Raw genomic sequence first — 18,563 nt, forward strand, 5'->3', positions numbered from 1 at the left:
GTTATTGTGAACCTTATTTATTGGAACGACAACGCACATATAAACCTAATTGTTGCATACATAGACCACTTAACTCTAGTTCCATCAAATGACCAGTTAATGTCGCAATATCAAGTTGAAGAGTTGTTGCAAGCTGATCAATATTTTGTCCAACCCAATCGAGTTGCTTATAAAGAGGAATGAGATAGTTTGGAATATCTAAGGATTGATTAGAATCTTTTTCACTTAATTCTGTTGAGTTATTTTGCTCAGAATTTTGTTGGCTGTGCCATTGCGTTGGAAGTGCTAAGTCTTCAATTGCTTGTTCAGGATGATCAATTAAAATTGCACCTTCACGAATAAGTTGATGGCATCCTTGATGGTGTTCACTATAAATATGTCCAGGAATCGCAAATATTAATTTACCCTGATCTGCTGCAAGTTTAGCGGTGATGAGTGAACCACTTTCTAGACTAGCCTCAGCAACAATGATACCTAAGCTTAAACCGCTTACAATTCGGTTTCTTCGAGGGAAATGCTGTTGCAAGGGCTTCGTTGTCGGTAAAAACTCGGTAATGACTGCACCATGGTGATTTATAATTTCTTGTCTTAATGCTTGGTTTTGAGATGGGTAGGTTATGTCTAAACCTGTTCCCATTACGGCAATAGTTCGATGGTTTTTGATCCCACCTTGATGAGCAGCTTCATCTATTCCTTGCGCTAAACCACTATTAATATAAAAACCTTTTTCACTTAAATAATAGGCAAAGTTATACGCTACTTGTCGACCATGAGGGCTAGATTTTCGACTTCCTACAATTGCAATTTGTGGTTGTAGAAGAATTTGCTCATTGCCTTGCCCAAAAATAATAGGAGGTCTATCGCTATAGGGTAAAAGTTGGGTTGGATAGCATGAATCTGCTTCTGTAATAACAAAATCCGAAGATTGCTTAATATGTTGAAGTAAATGTTGAAACTCAGTTTGACCTTCTTGGGTATGAAATTTTTCTAAACGTTGAATATGGTTTTTATGGAGGTTTAAATTCTTCCAAGCAATTAGGCTTTCTGGCTTTAGTGAGTCTTCTAAGTTTTTAAAATGTGCTTTTATTTTGTAATAACTAGAAAGTGAATGTTGAACCACATACCACACCGCAATTGTTTCGATCTGAGTTTGTGATAAATGATTCAACATCTTCGTTCAACTAGTCATTCATGATTGGTGGTGTAAGTAAGGAACCAATATTTATAGGTAGGTCACTTTCAAGAACATAGGCATAACTCAAATTTTCAAATGTTTTGAATACCATAATGCTACCTACGTTTTCTGATGGTAATTGCAGTGTCTCATGAGTAACAGGATCTTTAACAGTTTGACCCAGTTCGTTTACGCTAAATACATGACCTGTTTTAACGCCTTGGTTTGTTCCGCGGTCAATGCTTACAACACTTCTTACTGCAGCAGCACCAATTGAGCCTTGAATTCGAATAATTTTACCGCCAGCAATGACTTCATCCGCATTCACTGGATAAAACAGTGTTGGTAACATTGCATCTTCTTCTAGCATTACGAAATAACCACGACGGATTTCCGAGTTATAAGAATCTGTAATTTCTAATGTAGTGAGATCGCCTGTTTGTTTGGTCGCAATTCCCGATGCAACTTGAACAATTTCTAAACCAGCATTATATTTTTTACCGTTAGCATCAAGCATGATGTAAGGATCATTTTCTCGGTAAACACCGTATTGTTGCCCTATTTCCAAGCCATTTCCGCGAACATAAACACTTTGTCCTTTAGCCGCTAAGACACGCTGATCTTTTGCTCCAACGATATATGGTGTGTTTTTAACGGAATCAGCAGCTACGACACTTGAGCGCTCTAGCCAATTTTTAATTCTATCTAGTGGAATGACAGGAATCGTGTTATTCAAAGACTCAATACGAACTTGAGGTTGAAGAGTAACGGTGCCATTGCCATAGCGACGGATAATGCCGTCACAGCCATCACCCTCATCTTTACCAATAATTGGGCGATTATTATAGGTACACATAAGTAAGCGATCGCCAGGGAAGATCCAATGTGGGTTTTTAATGTATTTATTACTTGCCCAAATTTCGCGCCAACGGTACGGATTTTTAAGAAATTTCTTTGAAATATCCCAAAGCGTATCGCCCTTTTTTACAACATAAACATTAGGTGCGTTGGCTTTTAATGCTGGTGGATTGATATTACGTGTCGGTGTTGATGCTTCAATTGTCGTTACAACACCAATGCTTAGACCTGCACAAATAGTAAGTGCAAGCGTCTGTTTTTTTAACCCCAAGACACTGAAATAAGATGTGTCTTTAAAAACCTTTTTCATTATCATAATTCCTAAAATTATGTATGTAGTTGCGTTATAATAACGATCTTACACACATTTTTTCGATGAAGCATTCCTTCATTTTGGTTTTTTGATCAATGGCATAAGTGAGGACGCAATATGGCCTTATTACCTATTTTAAGTTTTCCCGACCCACGTCTTCGTACCATTGCACAACCAGTCGAAGAAGTTACTGACGAGATTCGTCAGCTTGCTGCAGATATGTTTGAAACGATGTACGCAGCGCCAGGAATTGGCTTGGCTGCAACGCAAGTCGACAAGCATATTCAGCTTATTGTTATGGATTTATCTGAAAATAAAGATGAACCCATGGTTTTTATTAACCCTAAAGTTACCCCATTAACTGAAGATACCCAACCTTATGAAGAGGGTTGTCTTTCAGTGCCTCAAATATACGACAAAGTTGAACGTCCGTCACGTGTCAAAATTGAAGCTGTAAATTTAGAGGGCAATGCTTTTGAGTTAGAAGCAGATGAACTTCTTGCTGTTTGTATTCAGCATGAAATGGATCACTTAAACGGCAAGCTTTTTGTAGATTATTTATCTCCCCTTAAACGCCAACGTGCGCGTGAGAAAATTGAAAAAGCTGCTCGTCAGCGTCAAAAAGAAAATGTTCCAGTGAAACGCTAACTCATTAGCAAATGTTTGTAACTCAAAGCCCAATTTTTATTGGGCTTTGTTATACTCAGTTGTGACAAATTTTAGGATTTGCCTTTGCTCTTACGTAGTGGCTTGCTGTTTTCAGCTTTTGCAGTATTTTTACAGATCGCTGTATTTTTACAGCCTTTGTTACCGAAGCAATATCAAGTTGCTCCGGTCTGTGAAACCATTACGCGTGCACTTTTGCTAAAACCATCAACGGTATATTCAGCGCACAGTGCCCATTCACATCAATCTTCTATACATTCAGAACATCAAAAAAATTCCGAACATGCAGGACATGAACATGATGCAAATCATCAATGTCAGTACTGTACTGTGTATGGAAATTTGGTGTTACCACCTGAGTTAGATGTAAAAGAAGTATTTGATCGTATTCAAGTTCGCTTAATTGCATTCCAACAGGCATTTAGTCATGTTTGGTTTGTTCTACAACGACTTTTTCTTATCCCCCAAGGGCGAGCCCCGCCACTTTTCGCATAAATCAAACGTTAATTTCGGGTCTTTACTGACTCTAGCCTTGTTTTATTTATGTTTTAAGTGAGAAAAAAATGGCTCAGCCAAAATTCTTTTTACAGCCTCTTGCGGCTGCGATTTGTGTTGCTTGTTATTCACCAGTTGTATTGGCAAATGATTCAAGTGAATCTAAAAAACTTGCGCCAATTACAGTGACTGCTCAAGCAGGTAACGATGCGAATGGCTTAATTGTTCGAGCAGATCCAAAACAGCCTATTCAACCGATTCCTGCAACAGATGGTGCAGATTACTTACAAAGTATTGTAGGTTTTAGTTCTGTAAATAGTGGTGCAGGAACCAATGGTGATGTCACATTTCGAGGCATGTTTGGTTCACGCATTAAAATTTTGACAGATGGTACGGAAAATTTAGGTGCATGCCCAAGTCGTATGGATTCGCCTACATCTTATATTTCACCTGAAAGTTATGACCAAATTTCTGTCATTAAAGGGCCACAAACCGTTCAATATGCCAATACAGGTTCTGCTGCAACGGTTATTTTTGAACGTTCACCTGAAAAGTTGACTTCTGAAAAGCCTTATCGTGGTCAAGCAAGTGTATTGATGGGGTCATTTGGGCGTTTGGATCATAACCTTGAAACAGCAATTGGCGATGAACATAAGTATGTTCGTTTAAATGCCAATCGTTCAGTTGCAGATAGTTATAAGGATGGCAGTGGAAATACAGTTCCATCTGACTGGAAACGTTGGAATGCTGATGTCGCTTTAGGTTGGACACCTGATGAAAACACATGGCTAGAACTTACTGGTGGGAAGGCCGATGGTGAAGTGGTTTATGCAGGTCGTGGCATGGATGGATCTCAGTTTGCTCGTGAGAGCTTAGGTTTGCGTTTTGAAAAGAAAAACGTCACTGATGTCATTAAGAAAATTGAAGCACAAGTGAACTATAGTTTTAATGATCATATTATGGATAACTATAGTTTGAGAAAAGTGCCTCAAACGCATGATATGACAATGCATGAAATGGTTGATAATCCATCATCTATGCAGGTAACACGCCGTACATTGAATACGCGTTTGGCTGTGACGCATGAATGGGACAAACTTCAAGTTATTACAGGTGTTGATTCTCAACATAATAAACATGCGGGTGGTATGAAATCGAATACGATGGATATGCCACTGAAGTCTGATATGCAATTTCAATCATATGGCGCTTTTGGTGAATTAACTTATCAATTGGAAGGAGATAATCGTGTAGTTGCAGGGGCGCGAATTGATCAAGTTAAAGTAGATGCTTTAAAAACACAGCAAAGCCGTTCTGAAACATTGCCTAGTGCATTTATTCGTTTTGAAAATACACATCCTGAACATGAAGATGGTAAAACATATATTGGTCTAGGCTATGTAGAGCGTGTGCCAGATTATTGGGAGTTATTTAAAACAGATTATTATGGTGTAACAGCCAATACCTTTAAAAAGTTAGAAACTGAGAAAACCTTACAACTTGATTTTGGCTATCAACATGTACATGGAGCTTTTAATTCTTGGGCTTCTGCTTATACAGGCATGATTAAAGATTATATTTTGATGACTTATCCTAAATCACAAAACAGTGGACATGGACACGGTCATTCAATGGGTATGGGCTCTGGAAAGCAAAATACGGTAGATTCACGCAATGTCGATGCTGTTATTGCTGGTGCGGAAGCGGGTATAGGCTATAAATTTACAGATGCAATTCAGGCAGATGTAAGCGCAATGTATGCTTGGGGTAAAAACACCACAGACAATACACCTTTACCACAAATTTCACCTTTAGAAGCACGTGTAAACTTACGTTATGTGCAAGACAAATATAATATTGGTTTGTTATGGCGTGTTGTGGATGGGCAAAACCGAGTAAGTTTAAATGAGGGTAATATCGTAGGTTATGACCTGAAAAAAAGTTCAGGCTTTACGACCTTGTCTATTAATGGATCTTATAACTTAACGAAAGATGTGGATTTATCTATTGGTATAGATAACTTGTTAGATAAAACCTATACCGAGCATTTGAATAAAATGGGAAGCTCTGGCTTTGGTGATGATTTTGCCACTCAACAATTTAACAATACAGGGCGTAATTATTGGGCACGCATGAGTATGAAGTTCTAAATAAATTGCAATTTTAGATTTAAAAAGCCATTACTTATTTAGTAGTGGCTTTTTTTATAGAGGGATGAACTTCATAATTTGAAGTCTTTTATGGAATGAAAAACGAATATTGAATGCTTATTCATCACATTGTTGGTAAATGAAGCAAAAATTGAATTTTATTTAAACAGGAATTGGTTTTGGTTTTTAATAATTATATATAAAACAAGTTCTTATGTTTATTTTGATTTGTTGATTCTATAATAATGAATTAATTTAAAAATAAATTATATTTAAATTTCATGTATTTATGAGTTTTATAGATTATAAAATAAACATGCAAAATAAAATATTTTCAATAGGTGTTGCAAGCCATCAAAAATCCTGTAGAATGCACATCCATCGGCGGTGATGAAGATTAAAACTTCTGATAAAACAGTAACTTAGCATGAAGTGTTAAGATTGGGTTTTAGAAAGAAAGTTTAAAATAATTTGAAATTACTAGTTGACTTTCTAGAGATAGAGAGTAATATAGCCGACCTAGCTTGCTACTGACGAAGTAGCAAGAAGATCATTAAGAGATTATGAAGAACAACTTGTGTGGATTTTTACTGGTTGATCGATCGAAATTATTTTCATTGATTGAATGGTAGAAATTACTCGAAGTTTATTTGAGAAATATTTGTCAGAAAATTGATGAGCCAAGATTGGTGCCCTTTAAGGCACTAAGCAATATTAAACTGAAGAGTTTGATCATGGCTCAGATTGAACGCTGGCGGCAGGCTTAACACATGCAAGTCGAGCGGGGAAAGGTAGCTTGCTACCTAACTTAGCGGCGGACGGGTGAGTAATGCTTAGGAATCTGCCTATTAGTGGGGGACAACAGTTGGAAACGGCTGCTAATACCGCATACGCCCTACGGGGGAAAGCAGGGGATCTTCGGACCTTGCGCTAATAGATGAGCCTAAGTCAGATTAGCTAGTTGGTGGGGTAAAGGCCTACCAAGGCGACGATCTGTAGCGGGTCTGAGAGGATGATCCGCCACACTGGGACTGAGACACGGCCCAGACTCCTACGGGAGGCAGCAGTGGGGAATATTGGACAATGGGGGGAACCCTGATCCAGCCATGCCGCGTGTGTGAAGAAGGCCTTTTGGTTGTAAAGCACTTTAAGCGAGGAGGAGGCTACTTAGATTAATACTCTAGGATAGTGGACGTTACTCGCAGAATAAGCACCGGCTAACTCTGTGCCAGCAGCCGCGGTAATACAGAGGGTGCGAGCGTTAATCGGATTTACTGGGCGTAAAGCGTGCGTAGGTGGTCTTTTAAGTCGGATGTGAAATCCCTGAGCTTAACTTAGGAATTGCATTCGATACTGGGAGACTAGAGTATGGGAGAGGATGGTAGAATTCCAGGTGTAGCGGTGAAATGCGTAGAGATCTGGAGGAATACCGATGGCGAAGGCAGCCATCTGGCCTAATACTGACACTGAGGCACGAAAGCATGGGGAGCAAACAGGATTAGATACCCTGGTAGTCCATGCCGTAAACGATGTCTACTAGCCGTTGGGGTCTTTGAGACTTTAGTGGCGCAGCTAACGCGATAAGTAGACCGCCTGGGGAGTACGGTCGCAAGACTAAAACTCAAATGAATTGACGGGGGCCCGCACAAGCGGTGGAGCATGTGGTTTAATTCGATGCAACGCGAAGAACCTTACCTGGTCTTGACATAGTAAGAACTTTCCAGAGATGGATTGGTGCCTTCGGGAGCTTACATACAGGTGCTGCATGGCTGTCGTCAGCTCGTGTCGTGAGATGTTGGGTTAAGTCCCGCAACGAGCGCAACCCTTTTCCTTATTTGCCAGCACTTCGGGTGGGAACTTTAAGGATACTGCCAGTGACAAACTGGAGGAAGGCGGGGACGACGTCAAGTCATCATGGCCCTTACGACCAGGGCTACACACGTGCTACAATGGTCGGTACAAAGGGTTGCTACCTCGCGAGAGGATGCTAATCTCAAAAAGCCGATCGTAGTCCGGATCGCAGTCTGCAACTCGACTGCGTGAAGTCGGAATCGCTAGTAATCGCGGATCAGAATGCCGCGGTGAATACGTTCCCGGGCCTTGTACACACCGCCCGTCACACCATGGGAGTTTGTTGCACCAGAAGTAGGTAGTCTAACCGTAAGGAGGACGCTTACCACGGTGTGGCCGACGACTGGGGTGAAGTCGTAACAAGGTAGCCGTAGGGGAACCTGCGGCTGGATCACCTCCTTAACGAAAGATTGACGATTGGTAAGAATCCACAACAAGTTGTTCTTCATGAAGATGTATCTGAGGGTCTGTAGCTCAGTTGGTTAGAGCACACGCTTGATAAGCGTGGGGTCACAAGTTCAAGTCTTGTCAGACCCACCAAATCTGACTAACGCAGTATGAGAGTACTGAGCAAACAGAAAGCAAAGATACATTGAATCTAATGATAAGCTGGGGACTTAGCTTAGTTGGTAGAGCGCCTGCTTTGCACGCAGGAGGTCAGGAGTTCGACTCTCCTAGTCTCCACCATCACATCATTGACTACTTGGTAGTCAAATGAATGTAAGATGAGCTAAGAAACATACAAACAGCTAGATAGCTTATAGAGATTAACAAGTATAAGCGTTAATATACGCGGACTTGGTAATCTCTGTGATTTATCACAGTTTCTAGACCTGACGAAGGCTAGAGCAATCATTAACAGATTAATTTGAGTTGAAATAAATTGTTTAAGGCTCAGAACTGAATTGAATTTAGCAGTAACTTGTTACTGTTGAGTGAAATGAAGAACTGAGAAACTAGCGATTAACTGAATCAAGCGTTTTGGTATATGAATCTAATAGAAGCTGTACTGTAGTTAAATCTACGGACAACAAACTGTATGAGTGTGTTGAAAGACACAATCTGTTGTTATCCTCCTTGTAGGGATTAACGACTGTTTGGGGTTGTATAGTCAAGTAATTAAGTGCATGTGGTGGATGCCTTGGCAGTCAGAGGCGATGAAAGACGTAATAGCCTGCGATAAGCTCCGGGGAGGCGGCAAATATCCTGTGATCCGGAGATTTCTGAATGGGGAAACCCACTTAGCATAAGCTAGGTATCATACACTGAATACATAGGTGTATGAGGCGAACGAGGGGAAGTGAAACATCTCAGTACCCTTAGGAAAAGAAATCAATTGAGATTCCCTCAGTAGCGGCGAGCGAACGGGGAACAGCCCATTAAGTCATATAAGCTTTAGTGGAACGCTCTGGGAAGTGCGACCGTAGTAGGTGATAGTCCTGTACACGAAAGGGCTTATATGATGATGACGAGTAGGGCGGGGCACGTGAAACCTTGTCTGAATATGGGGGGACCATCCTCCAAGGCTAAATACTCCTGACTGACCGATAGTGAACCAGTACCGTGAGGGAAAGGCGAAAAGAACCCCTGTGAGGGGAGTGAAATAGATCCTGAAACCGCATGCATACAAGCAGTGGGAGCCGGCATTGCGTCCGGTGACTGCGTACCTTTTGTATAATGGGTCAGCGACTTATGTTCAGTAGCGAGGTTAACCGAATAGGGGAGCCGTAGAGAAATCGAGTCTTAATAGGGCGAATTAGTTGCTGGGCATAGACCCGAAACCAGGTGATCTATCCATGAGCAGGTTGAAGGTTGGGTAACACTAACTGGAGGACCGAACCCACTGTCGTTGAAAAGCCAGGGGATGACTTGTGGATAGGGGTGAAAGGCTAATCAAACTTGGTGATAGCTGGTTCTCCCCGAAAGCTATTTAGGTAGCGCCTCGGACGAATACCATTGGGGGTAGAGCACTGTTTCGGCTAGGGGGTCATCCCGACTTACCAAACCGATGCAAACTCCGAATACCAATGAGTACTATCCGGGAGACAGACTGCGGGTGCTAACGTCCGTAGTCAAGAGGAAAACAATCCAGACCGCCAGCTAAGGCCCCAAAATTGTAGTTAAGTGGGAAACGATGTGGGAAGGCATAGACAGCTAGGAGGTTGGCTTAGAAGCAGCCACCCTTTAAAGAAAGCGTAATAGCTCACTAGTCGAGTCGGCCTGCGCGGAAGATGTAACGGGGCTAAAACTACATGCCGAAGCTGCGGATTTGCAATTTATTGCAAGTGGTAGGGGAGCGTTCTGTAAGCCGATGAAGGTGTATTGAGAAGTATGCTGGAGGTATCAGAAGTGCGAATGCTGACGTGAGTAACGACAAAGCGAGTGAAAAACTCGCTCGCTGAAAGACCAAGGGTTCCAGTCCAACGTTAATCGGGGCTGGGTGAGTCGACCCCTAAGGCGAGGCCGAGAGGCGTAGTCGATGGGAAATTGGTTAATATTCCAATACTTCTGTGTAATGCGATGAGAGGACGGAGAAAGTTAAGTCAGCCTGGCGTTGGTTGTCCAGGTGAAAGGTTGTAGGCATGTATCTTAGGCAAATCCGGGGTACTCTATGCTGAGAACTGATAGCAAGCTAATTTATTAGCGAAGTGGCTGATACTATACTTCCAGGAAAAGTCTCTAAGCTTCAGTTACACAGGAATCGTACCCGAAACCGACACAGGTGGTCAGGTCGAGTAGACCAAAGCGCTTGAGAGAACTCTGCTGAAGGAACTAGGCAAAATGGTACCGTAACTTCGGGAGAAGGTACGCTGTCGACGGTGACGGAATTTACTTCCTGAGCGGTTGACAGCCACAGAAACCAGGCCCCTGCAACTGTTTATTAAAAACATAGCACTCTGCAAACACGAAAGTGGACGTATAGGGTGTGATGCCTGCCCGGTGCTGGAAGGTTAATTGATGGGGTTAGCGTAAGCGAAGCTCTTGATCGAAGCCCCAGTAAACGGCGGCCGTAACTATAACGGTCCTAAGGTAGCGAAATTCCTTGTCGGGTAAGTTCCGACCTGCACGAATGGCATAATGATGGGGGCGCTGTCTCCAGCAGAGACTCAGTGAAATCGAATTCGCCGTGAAGATGCGGTGTACCCGCGGCTAGACGGAAAGACCCCGTGAACCTTTACTGCAGCTTGACATTGAACTTTGATCTTACTTGTGTAGGATAGGTGGGAGGCTTTGAAGTCGTGACGCTAGTTGCGATGGAGCCAATCTTGAAATACCACCCTGGTAATATTGAGGTTCTAACTCTGCTCCATAATCTGGAGCGAGGACCATGTCTGGTGGGTAGTTTGACTGGGGCGGTCTCCTCCTAAAGAGTAACGGAGGAGTACGAAGGTGCGCTCAGCGTGGTCGGAAATCACGCGTAGAGTATAAAGGCAAAAGCGCGCTTAACTGCGAGACCCACAAGTCGAGCAGGTACGAAAGTAGGTCTTAGTGATCCGGTGGTTCTGTATGGAAGGGCCATCGCTCAACGGATAAAAGGTACTCTGGGGATAACAGGCTGATACCGCCCAAGAGTTCATATCGACGGCGGTGTTTGGCACCTCGATGTCGGCTCATCTCATCCTGGGGCTGAAGCAGGTCCCAAGGGTATGGCTGTTCGCCATTTAAAGAGGTACGCGAGCTGGGTTTAGAACGTCGTGAGACAGTTCGGTCCCTATCTACCGTGGGCGTTGGAAATTTGAGAGGATCTGCTCCTAGTACGAGAGGACCAGAGTGGACGAACCTCTGGTGTACCGGTTGTGACGCCAGTCGCATCGCCGGGTAGCTATGTTCGGAAGGGATAACCGCTGAAAGCATCTAAGCGGGAAGCCTACCTCAAGATAAGATTTCCCAAGGACTTTATGTCCTCTAAAGAGCCGTTGAAGACTACGACGTTGATAGGTTGGATGTGGAAGTGCAGTGATGCATGAAGCTGACCAATACTAATTGCTCGTGAGGCTTGACTATACAACACCCAAACAGTTGTTGTTTCGAAAGATTTCAAAGCAAAATGCTTGATTTAGTGAACGCTAGAACTTAAACTTTAACTCAAATATCTGTTAATAACTCATTTGACGAAAGCTAGGCATGCGAAAGCAATTAAGACCATAGCGAGTAAGCATAAACAGTTGTGCTGGCGACAATAGCAAGAGTGAACCACCTGATCCCTTCCCGAACTCAGAAGTGAAACCTCTTAGCGCTGATGGTAGTGTGGGGTTACCCATGTGAGAGTAAGTCATCGCCAGCTCATTAATTCTAAAACACCCCCTGTATTATGACAGGGGGTGTTTTTTTATGCTTAAAAAATAAGAAATTATAGCTAGAGCCTTAAAATTAGAAAATCATCATAAAAAATCCCGAATAAATCGGGATTTAAATTTAGTTTGTATAGTGTGAATCTGACAGGACAATATCTTCCGTACATTTTTTTATAAAGAATAAAGCTTGTCCCAATAAAATATCTTTGCTCGTTAAAGCCACCATAATCATTGGGTAATTTTTATTAGGAATTGCATTTAATATGGCTTTGCCATTTTCAGCATCTAAGGTGATACTTTGGCAGCCTTTTAAATCAATTTCATGCATAAATGCAGAAATCATGGCGACAATTGAGCTACTTACAGCTGCTAATTTGCTTGAATTATAAATATTCTTGTTATGTACGGAGCTAATTTCAAAGCCATCTGCAGTACACAATAGAATATAGTCGATTCCTTTTACATTAAGTAAAACATCTGAAATTGCACGATGTGATGAGTGAATGAGTGACTCTGGTGGTTTTCGTGAATGGTCATGCATGATTCATGTTACCTGAGAGGCTAAGGGAGATTTCTGATTGGCTTAAAAGAGTATCTATGAGTAAAAGGATGTCTTCTGATTTTCGGGCATCAATAAAGTAGAGAGGATACATTTGTATTTGTTGCGAAATCCATTCTCTATATTGAGAGGTATGTATCGTAGATTTTTCATCAATATGGGTAATTGCAAAAATTAGATTATTATTTGTTTTTCTGAAGGTTTCATAATAAAAATCTAAATCTTCTAAAGGGTTATCGGCAGTATGATCAATAAGAATAATTGTGCCGAGAGCACCTTGACTGATGGTTGACCAAATAAAGTCGAAGCGTTGTTGTCCTGGTGTTCCATATAGTCCAATTTTTACGCCATCATCAAGTGTGATTTCTCCATAATCAATGCCGACTGTGGTAAACATTTTATTATGGCGGTCTTGATCTGTATTGATTGCTTCAGTTGTAAATACAGGCACATCAGATAGTGATTGTATTGCAGCAGATTTACCAGCGCCCATAGAGCCAGCAAAGACAATTTTGTGTGGATGTAAAATCAAAAGCGGTCCTTATATCCCCAGTTTTTTTCGCATTTTGCTAAAAAAGTTTCGTAATGTGGAAGATGTATTTTCTTCACTGTTTAGTTTGAATTTGACTTCATTTGGGTGAATTTTTTCGAGAAGGTTACATGCCAAACCAATATAAATAAATTTATGAATAAGCTTTGGATCAATCTCTAAATGGTTAGTAATGGTGTCGATCTCTGCGCCATACTGTAAGCAAGAAGCGATTTTTAAGGTTTCTTTAGGAATGTTTTTATTTGGTTGTGGCCAATATTTTAGTTTATAACATGTTGATTTACTTGAATTTGGTGCGTGTTTTAGATTTAACCATAAGTAATTCCATAGCCATAAGCTAAGATCATATTTCTTTGTTTGTGATCTAAAATTGACTGCTTGATTAAAGTCTAGTGCTTCAATTGCTAAAGATTCAATATGATTAAATTCAAAATGATCTGATATCCAAATTTCATGCATTTTTCTATCAATAACAAAATTTTGTTCATTATTAATATGACATAAAAAGAAATTTGAATGATTGGAATGGAAAATAGTATTAAATGTATCTATTAAATTAATATTTTCCCTATTAATAGTATTTGTTTTTTCTTCGTATTTAATATGTTGTGAAATCCATTCTTTTAGCATATTTAAATTTGAAAATGGCAAATAAAGCTGGTTATTTTCTATAGTATTATCTTTATTTTTGTCATGATGAATTGTGATTATAAGAATGTTCTTATCTTTTATATTAATTGCAGCAGGGGAATCTATAAAATTTTGATTTAATATTACAAAGTCTAATTCTGAATTTGAAATATTTGACCATGTGATTTTGAGTCCATCATTTACTGCATTAAGGAATAATGATTTAAGTTGATTGGTGGTATTGAGGCTCAGACCAACGATCGCAACACAAATATTATTTCCCATATAATTACTCGCAATTTTATTAATTTTGAACGACCTCCCTAAAAGGTTTAGAAAGGTCGTTTTTTATAATTAAGAAAAATCTAATTCTTTTTCAAAAGCTTTTAATTCGTGACGAGCCATTGCTAAGTTAGACTTTGAACGATCTAATACAAGGTATAAGAACAATGCTTCGTTAGAAACTAAAGGGCGAATCAGGTGATATTGCTTGCCTAATGTAATTAAAATATCTTCGATTGTGTCATCTAATTTTAATGCATTTGCAACTTTACGTTTTGCACGTAAAACTTCGGTATTACCTGCAGAAGCATATTCTAAATCTATACTGCCATTACCCTGAGTTGCCAATGCAAGACCGCTTTCGCTATCTACGAGTGCAGCAGCAACAAAACCGTCAATATCAGTTAAATTATCTAATGAAACTTTAGCCATTTTTTACCCCGTTAAATATATAAAAGGTTTATTTATTTTTTAAACCTAGCTTAATACTCTACTATTTTCAAGGTGTTATCAAATCATAAATAATAATAAGTTTTTGATGGTTTTATATTTAAACAATATTGTTAATTATATTTTTTATTTTTATATTATAAATAATAATAGAATAAGCTATTTATAATGATAATTAGTTTTTAATTATAATATATAAATGCGAAGTAATACATATTTTATTAATTTATTATTAATTGGTTTTATATGTGATTATAAGGCTATTGGGTTTTATATTTTATGTACGAATGATTGACTAAAATATTTTGTATAAATTTCAATCGAGCAAGTTGAGTGGAATTCATGGTAAAATGATCGGCTTTCATCTTTGATCTATTTTAGATCTCCTATCATCTGCCAGCCGAGAATTGCTAGCCATGTCTACTGCTTATACCATGCAGACAGCGCCAACTGCGTTGTTTGATTACGACAAATATTGGGCGTCTTGTTTTGACCCTGCGCCATTTTTGCCGATGTCACGCGAGGAAATGGATCAACTCGGTTGGGACAGTTGTGATTTTATTTTAGTATGCGGTGATGCGTACATCGATCATCCATCTTTCTGTTCTGGCATTATTGGCCGTACGCTAGAAGCGCAAGGCTTCCGTGTGGGTATTATTGCTCAGCCTGATTGGACCAATGTTGATGCGTTCCGTGTATTAGGCAAACCTAATATTGCTTGGGGTGTAACGGCAGGGAACATGGATTCCATGATCAACCGTTATACAGCAGATCGTAAAATCCGCTCTGATGATGCATATTCTCCAGATAATGTTCCAAATAAACGTCCAGACCGCGCGGCAACAGTTTATTGTCAGCGTGTGCGTGAAGCGTATCCTGACGTGCCTGTTTTGTTAGGTGGTATTGAAGCATCGTTACGTCGTATTGCACATTATGATTATTGGTCAGATAAAGTCCGTCGTTCGGTGTTGATGGATTCTAAAGCCGATTTATTGATGTACGGTAATGGCGAGCGTTCAATTACTGAAATCATGCATCGTTTAGCGCGTGGTGAAAAGATCACAGACATTACAGATGTTCGTGGTACAGCATTCATTGTTAATAAACATAACCGTGCGTCTAAAGCCAAATTTGTTGAAATTGCATCGAATGATGTGGATGCTATTGGTCGTGTAGATCCAATCATCAACCCTTATGTGATGACTGAAGATTTAGAAGGCTGTGAAATTGAGAAAGGTAAAGAAAGCCCAACTCAATATCAAGGTTTCCAGAAAGAACCTGTTTCAAATCCGATTGTTCGAGAGGGTGATAATTTAGCGCCCGATACGCAAATTGTGCAGTTACAGCCATCTTCTAAAGCGATTAAGCATAAATTACCGCCACGTGAATTGGCTGTTATTCGTCTGCCTGCATTTGAAGAGGTTGTTGCAGATCCTGTTTTATATGCGCATGCGAACCGTATTTTGCATTTAGAAACCAATCCGGGTAATGCTCGTGCAATGGTTCAAAAGCATGGCGAACGTGATGTTTGGTTGAATGCTCCACCAATTCCGTTAACGACGGAAGAGATGGACTATGTGTTTGACTTGCCTTATGCACGTCTGCCACATCCATCTTATGCTAATGCGCGTTTCCCTGCGTTTGATATGATTAAATTCTCTGTCAATATCATGCGTGGTTGTTTTGGTGGTTGTACGTTCTGTTCAATTACTGAGCATGAAGGTCGTATTATTCAGAACCGTTCTGAAGAATCAATTTTGCGTGAAGTTGAAAAGATTCGTGATACAGCACCGGGCTTCACAGGTATTATTTCAGACTTAGGTGGTCCGACAGCCAACATGTATCGTTTGGCATGTAAAGATCCTGAAATTGAGAAAAACTGTCGTAAGCCATCATGTGTTTTTCCTGGTGTATGTCAAAATTTACATACCGACCACGCACCGTTAACACAGTTGTATCGCAAAGCACGTTCACTCAAAGGCATTAAAAAGATTCTGATTGGTTCAGGTTTACGCTATGACTTAGCCGTTTTAAACCCTGAATATGTAAAAGAATTAGTGACGCATCATGTTGGTGGTTACCTTAAAATTGCGCCTGAACATACAGAAAAAGGCCCACTCAATAAAATGATGAAGCCGGGTATTGGAACCTATGATCGTTTCAAACAAATGTTTGATCGTTTTAGTAAAGAAGCAGGTAAAGAACAATACCTTATTCCTTACTTCATCGCAGCGCATCCGGGTACCACCGATTATGACATGATGAACCTTGCGATTTGGTTGAAAAAGAATGGTTTCCGTGCCGATCAGGTACAGACTTTCTATCCATCACCAATGGCAACTGCAACAACCATGTATCACACAGGTAAAAATCCACTTGCGAAAGTGGCACGTTATACTGAAACTGTCGATATTGTGAAAGGTGATAAGCGTCGTCGTTTGCATAAGGCATTCTTGCGTTACCATGATGCGAATAACTGGCCTTTATTACGTGAAGCATTAAAGGAAATGGGACGTGCTGATTTAATTGGTAACTCGAAACATCATTTAATTCCGACTTATCAACCTGCGTCTAGTACGGAAGGTCAGTATCAATCGGCACGTAAGAAAAACTCGACAGTTGCTGGTGATTCACAAAAACGTAGTGCTGAAAATGTGGCACGTAATCAAAAGGCTGGAAACGGTCAAGGTCGCCCTTCAAATACAAAGAAACGTCCTGAACGTGGTCAAATTTTAACGCAACATACGGGTTTACCTCCTCGTGAAACGGGCGATGCGAAAAAACCATTTGGTGGTTCAAAACCAAAAGGAAAGTCTAAACCTAAATCAAAAGCTTAATTTAGTTGTGGAAAAAGGACTCTAAGGAGTCCTTTTTTATTGGAGTGATTTCATCGGAAATTTCTAATGATTATTGTAAAAAACTCACTTTCAAAATAATTTTTAAGATAAAGTGATTTAGTTATTAACAGGGTATTTATCTCTTTTAGCATGATTGGTCAATATGGAATGTTGATTGATTAAGATAAGAATTAACTTGAAATTGATTTTAATTAATAAGAATGAAATTGGTTTTGTAATGATATGAATGAGCAATATGTTCATTTAAAAACATAAAAAGAAAGTTAAAGGATTAAGTCATGATTATTTATTTTTTAATAGGAGCTTTATTTTTAGCCTTAATTGTTTTTTTAGCGGTTAGAAATTTAAGGTCTGGTGTAAAGCCTCACGATAGTAAGTTGAAGCAACGTGCAATTTTCACTGCAAATGAGCAACTCACTTTTTCTCGTTTAAAGCAAGTTTTGCCTAAATATACAGTTTTAGCACATGTTTCTTTTGACTCATTATTAACAACAAAATTTAATCATACACGTTCAAAATATCGAAATATGATTGCTGATTTTGTCGTTTTAGGTCAGCAAAATGAAGTCATTGCAATTGTTGTTGTAGAAGATTACTCAGTAGCGAAAAAGCATAAAGATGCAATTTACCAAGATCAGCTTTTAAAATTGGCAGGGTATCGAGTTTGTCATTTTTATGGCGTACCCAAGCTTCAGCAATTAAAAGATGAGTTTAAAGTTTTTGATGATCTAGATCTTATTGAACAGGATATTGCTCCTGTAAAAAAATATGAATTTTATGCCAATAAATCGACATCACAATTGAAGTTAACAAATTAAAAAAAAGCATGCGATTTGCATGCTTTTTTATCGAACTTGAATTATGGTTTAACAGCAACCACAGTCATTTCAACTAAAATTTCAGATTTATTCATGTTTGCTTCTATGCATGTACGCGGTAGGGCATCAATATCTGAAACCCATGCATCCCAAACTTCATTCATTGGTGCATAGTTAACTTCAATATCTTTCACAAAAATCATCACAGATAAAATATGGCTTTTGTCTGTGCCTGCATCTGCAAGAAATTGGTCAATATAATCTAAAGTCTGTTGAGTTTGACCTTTAATATCGAGCGTTAAATCTGAAGCAAGTTGTCCTGCAAGATGGACTAAGTTGCCTGAAATCGCAATTTCAGAAAAGCGTTTTTGAATATGTAAACGTTCTACAGCCATTTTTATCACCGATAAAATTAGATCTTAATAAGTGTGATCATATCAAAAAGCAATGTAAGGCTTAATGCTAACTCTGTAAAAAATGAATTTCTATAAGTTGTCTATTCTTAAAAAAGAGTAAGCATTGATATTCAGGGCAGAAAATTAGATTACCAAGATTCAAAAAATTTATTTTTAGGTTTCTCAATTGATTAATACATTTGGCAAAAGGCAAATTTG

12 protein-coding genes, 2 tRNA genes and 3 rRNA genes are annotated in these 18,563 nt (G+C 39.6%); 10 read left to right on the plus strand and 7 right to left on the minus strand.

Annotation, left to right across the window (positions count from 1 at the left end; translation table 11 throughout):
- Window positions 1–13: 13 nt before the first annotated feature.
- Window positions 14–1,171 carry a DNA-processing protein DprA gene (gene dprA, locus GTK57_RS06800; RefSeq protein ID WP_163122046.1) on the minus strand — a complete coding sequence of 386 codons (1,158 nt, stop codon included), beginning with the start codon at window positions 1,169–1,171 and terminating at the stop codon, window positions 14–16.
- A 10-nt stretch (window positions 1,172–1,181) separates the two neighbouring features.
- Entirely contained in the window at window positions 1,182–2,342 is a 1,161-nt protein-coding gene (locus GTK57_RS06805) for a LysM peptidoglycan-binding domain-containing protein (protein ID WP_163122050.1), read from the minus strand.
- Window positions 2,343–2,462: 120 nt separating this feature from the next.
- Between GTK57_RS06805 and def the strand changes: the two genes are divergently transcribed.
- The 8 genes from def to rrf all read left to right on the plus strand — a co-directional run bounded on the left by def (window position 2,463) and on the right by rrf (window position 11,792).
- On the plus strand, window positions 2,463–2,993 hold the full coding sequence (def, locus tag GTK57_RS06810; protein ID WP_163122053.1) for a peptide deformylase: 531 nt from the start codon (window positions 2,463–2,465) through the stop codon (window positions 2,991–2,993).
- 84 nt (window positions 2,994–3,077) lie between these two features.
- Window positions 3,078–3,506, plus strand: coding sequence for a DUF2946 family protein (locus GTK57_RS06815; RefSeq protein ID WP_163122056.1), 429 nt, complete (start codon window positions 3,078–3,080; stop codon window positions 3,504–3,506).
- A 68-nt stretch (window positions 3,507–3,574) separates the two neighbouring features.
- A complete protein-coding gene (locus GTK57_RS06820; protein ID WP_163122059.1) occupies window positions 3,575–5,656 on the plus strand; it encodes a TonB-dependent copper receptor in 2,082 nt (693 codons plus the stop codon).
- Between the two features lie 716 nt (window positions 5,657–6,372).
- Window positions 6,373–7,909 (plus strand): 16S ribosomal RNA (locus tag GTK57_RS06825).
- A gap of 61 nt (window positions 7,910–7,970) precedes the next feature.
- Window positions 7,971–8,047, plus strand: a tRNA-Ile gene (locus GTK57_RS06830).
- A 71-nt stretch (window positions 8,048–8,118) separates the two neighbouring features.
- A tRNA-Ala gene (locus GTK57_RS06835) sits at window positions 8,119–8,194 on the plus strand.
- A 422-nt stretch (window positions 8,195–8,616) separates the two neighbouring features.
- A 23S ribosomal RNA gene (locus GTK57_RS06840) occupies window positions 8,617–11,512 on the plus strand.
- A 165-nt stretch (window positions 11,513–11,677) separates the two neighbouring features.
- Window positions 11,678–11,792 (plus strand): 5S ribosomal RNA (gene rrf / locus GTK57_RS06845).
- The 16S, 23S and 5S rRNA genes sit together here with 2 tRNA genes alongside, the layout of an rRNA operon.
- A 131-nt stretch (window positions 11,793–11,923) precedes the next feature.
- On the opposite strand, the gene GTK57_RS06850 is transcribed toward rrf, so the two are convergent.
- The 4 genes from GTK57_RS06850 to GTK57_RS06865 all read right to left on the minus strand — a co-directional run bounded on the left by GTK57_RS06850 (window position 11,924) and on the right by GTK57_RS06865 (window position 14,255).
- A complete protein-coding gene (locus GTK57_RS06850; RefSeq protein ID WP_152872856.1) occupies window positions 11,924–12,343 on the minus strand; it encodes a roadblock/LC7 domain-containing protein in 420 nt (139 codons plus the stop codon).
- Window positions 12,336–12,893: a GTP-binding protein gene (locus GTK57_RS06855; protein ID WP_152872855.1), complete on the minus strand. Its 558-nt coding sequence runs from the start codon at window positions 12,891–12,893 to the stop codon at window positions 12,336–12,338. Before GTK57_RS06855 ends, GTK57_RS06850 begins: the two co-directional genes overlap by 8 nt.
- 9 nt (window positions 12,894–12,902) lie before the next feature.
- Entirely contained in the window at window positions 12,903–13,826 is a 924-nt protein-coding gene (locus GTK57_RS06860) for a hypothetical protein (protein WP_163122062.1), read from the minus strand.
- A 69-nt stretch (window positions 13,827–13,895) separates the two neighbouring features.
- Complete coding sequence (locus GTK57_RS06865) at window positions 13,896–14,255, minus strand: roadblock/LC7 domain-containing protein (RefSeq protein WP_152873761.1); 360 nt, start codon at window positions 14,253–14,255, stop codon at window positions 13,896–13,898.
- Between the two features lie 434 nt (window positions 14,256–14,689).
- Here GTK57_RS06865 and GTK57_RS06870 point away from each other — a divergent pair, with 434 nt between their 5' ends.
- Entirely contained in the window at window positions 14,690–17,110 is a 2,421-nt protein-coding gene (locus GTK57_RS06870; protein WP_163122065.1) for a YgiQ family radical SAM protein, read from the plus strand.
- Between the two features lie 299 nt (window positions 17,111–17,409).
- Window positions 17,410–17,949, plus strand: a complete 540-nt coding sequence (locus tag GTK57_RS06875) for a DUF2726 domain-containing protein (RefSeq protein WP_152873759.1) — start codon at window positions 17,410–17,412, stop codon at window positions 17,947–17,949.
- Between the two features lie 41 nt (window positions 17,950–17,990).
- On the opposite strand, the gene GTK57_RS06880 is transcribed toward GTK57_RS06875, so the two are convergent.
- Window positions 17,991–18,344 (minus strand): RidA family protein, encoded by a 354-nt coding sequence (locus tag GTK57_RS06880; protein WP_152873758.1) that lies wholly within the window; start codon window positions 18,342–18,344, stop codon window positions 17,991–17,993.
- Between the last annotated feature and the right edge of the window lie 219 nt (window positions 18,345–18,563).

It is taken from the genome of Acinetobacter portensis (assembly GCF_010646905.1).
In the GTDB taxonomy this organism is placed as follows: domain Bacteria; phylum Pseudomonadota; class Gammaproteobacteria; order Pseudomonadales; family Moraxellaceae; genus Acinetobacter; species Acinetobacter portensis.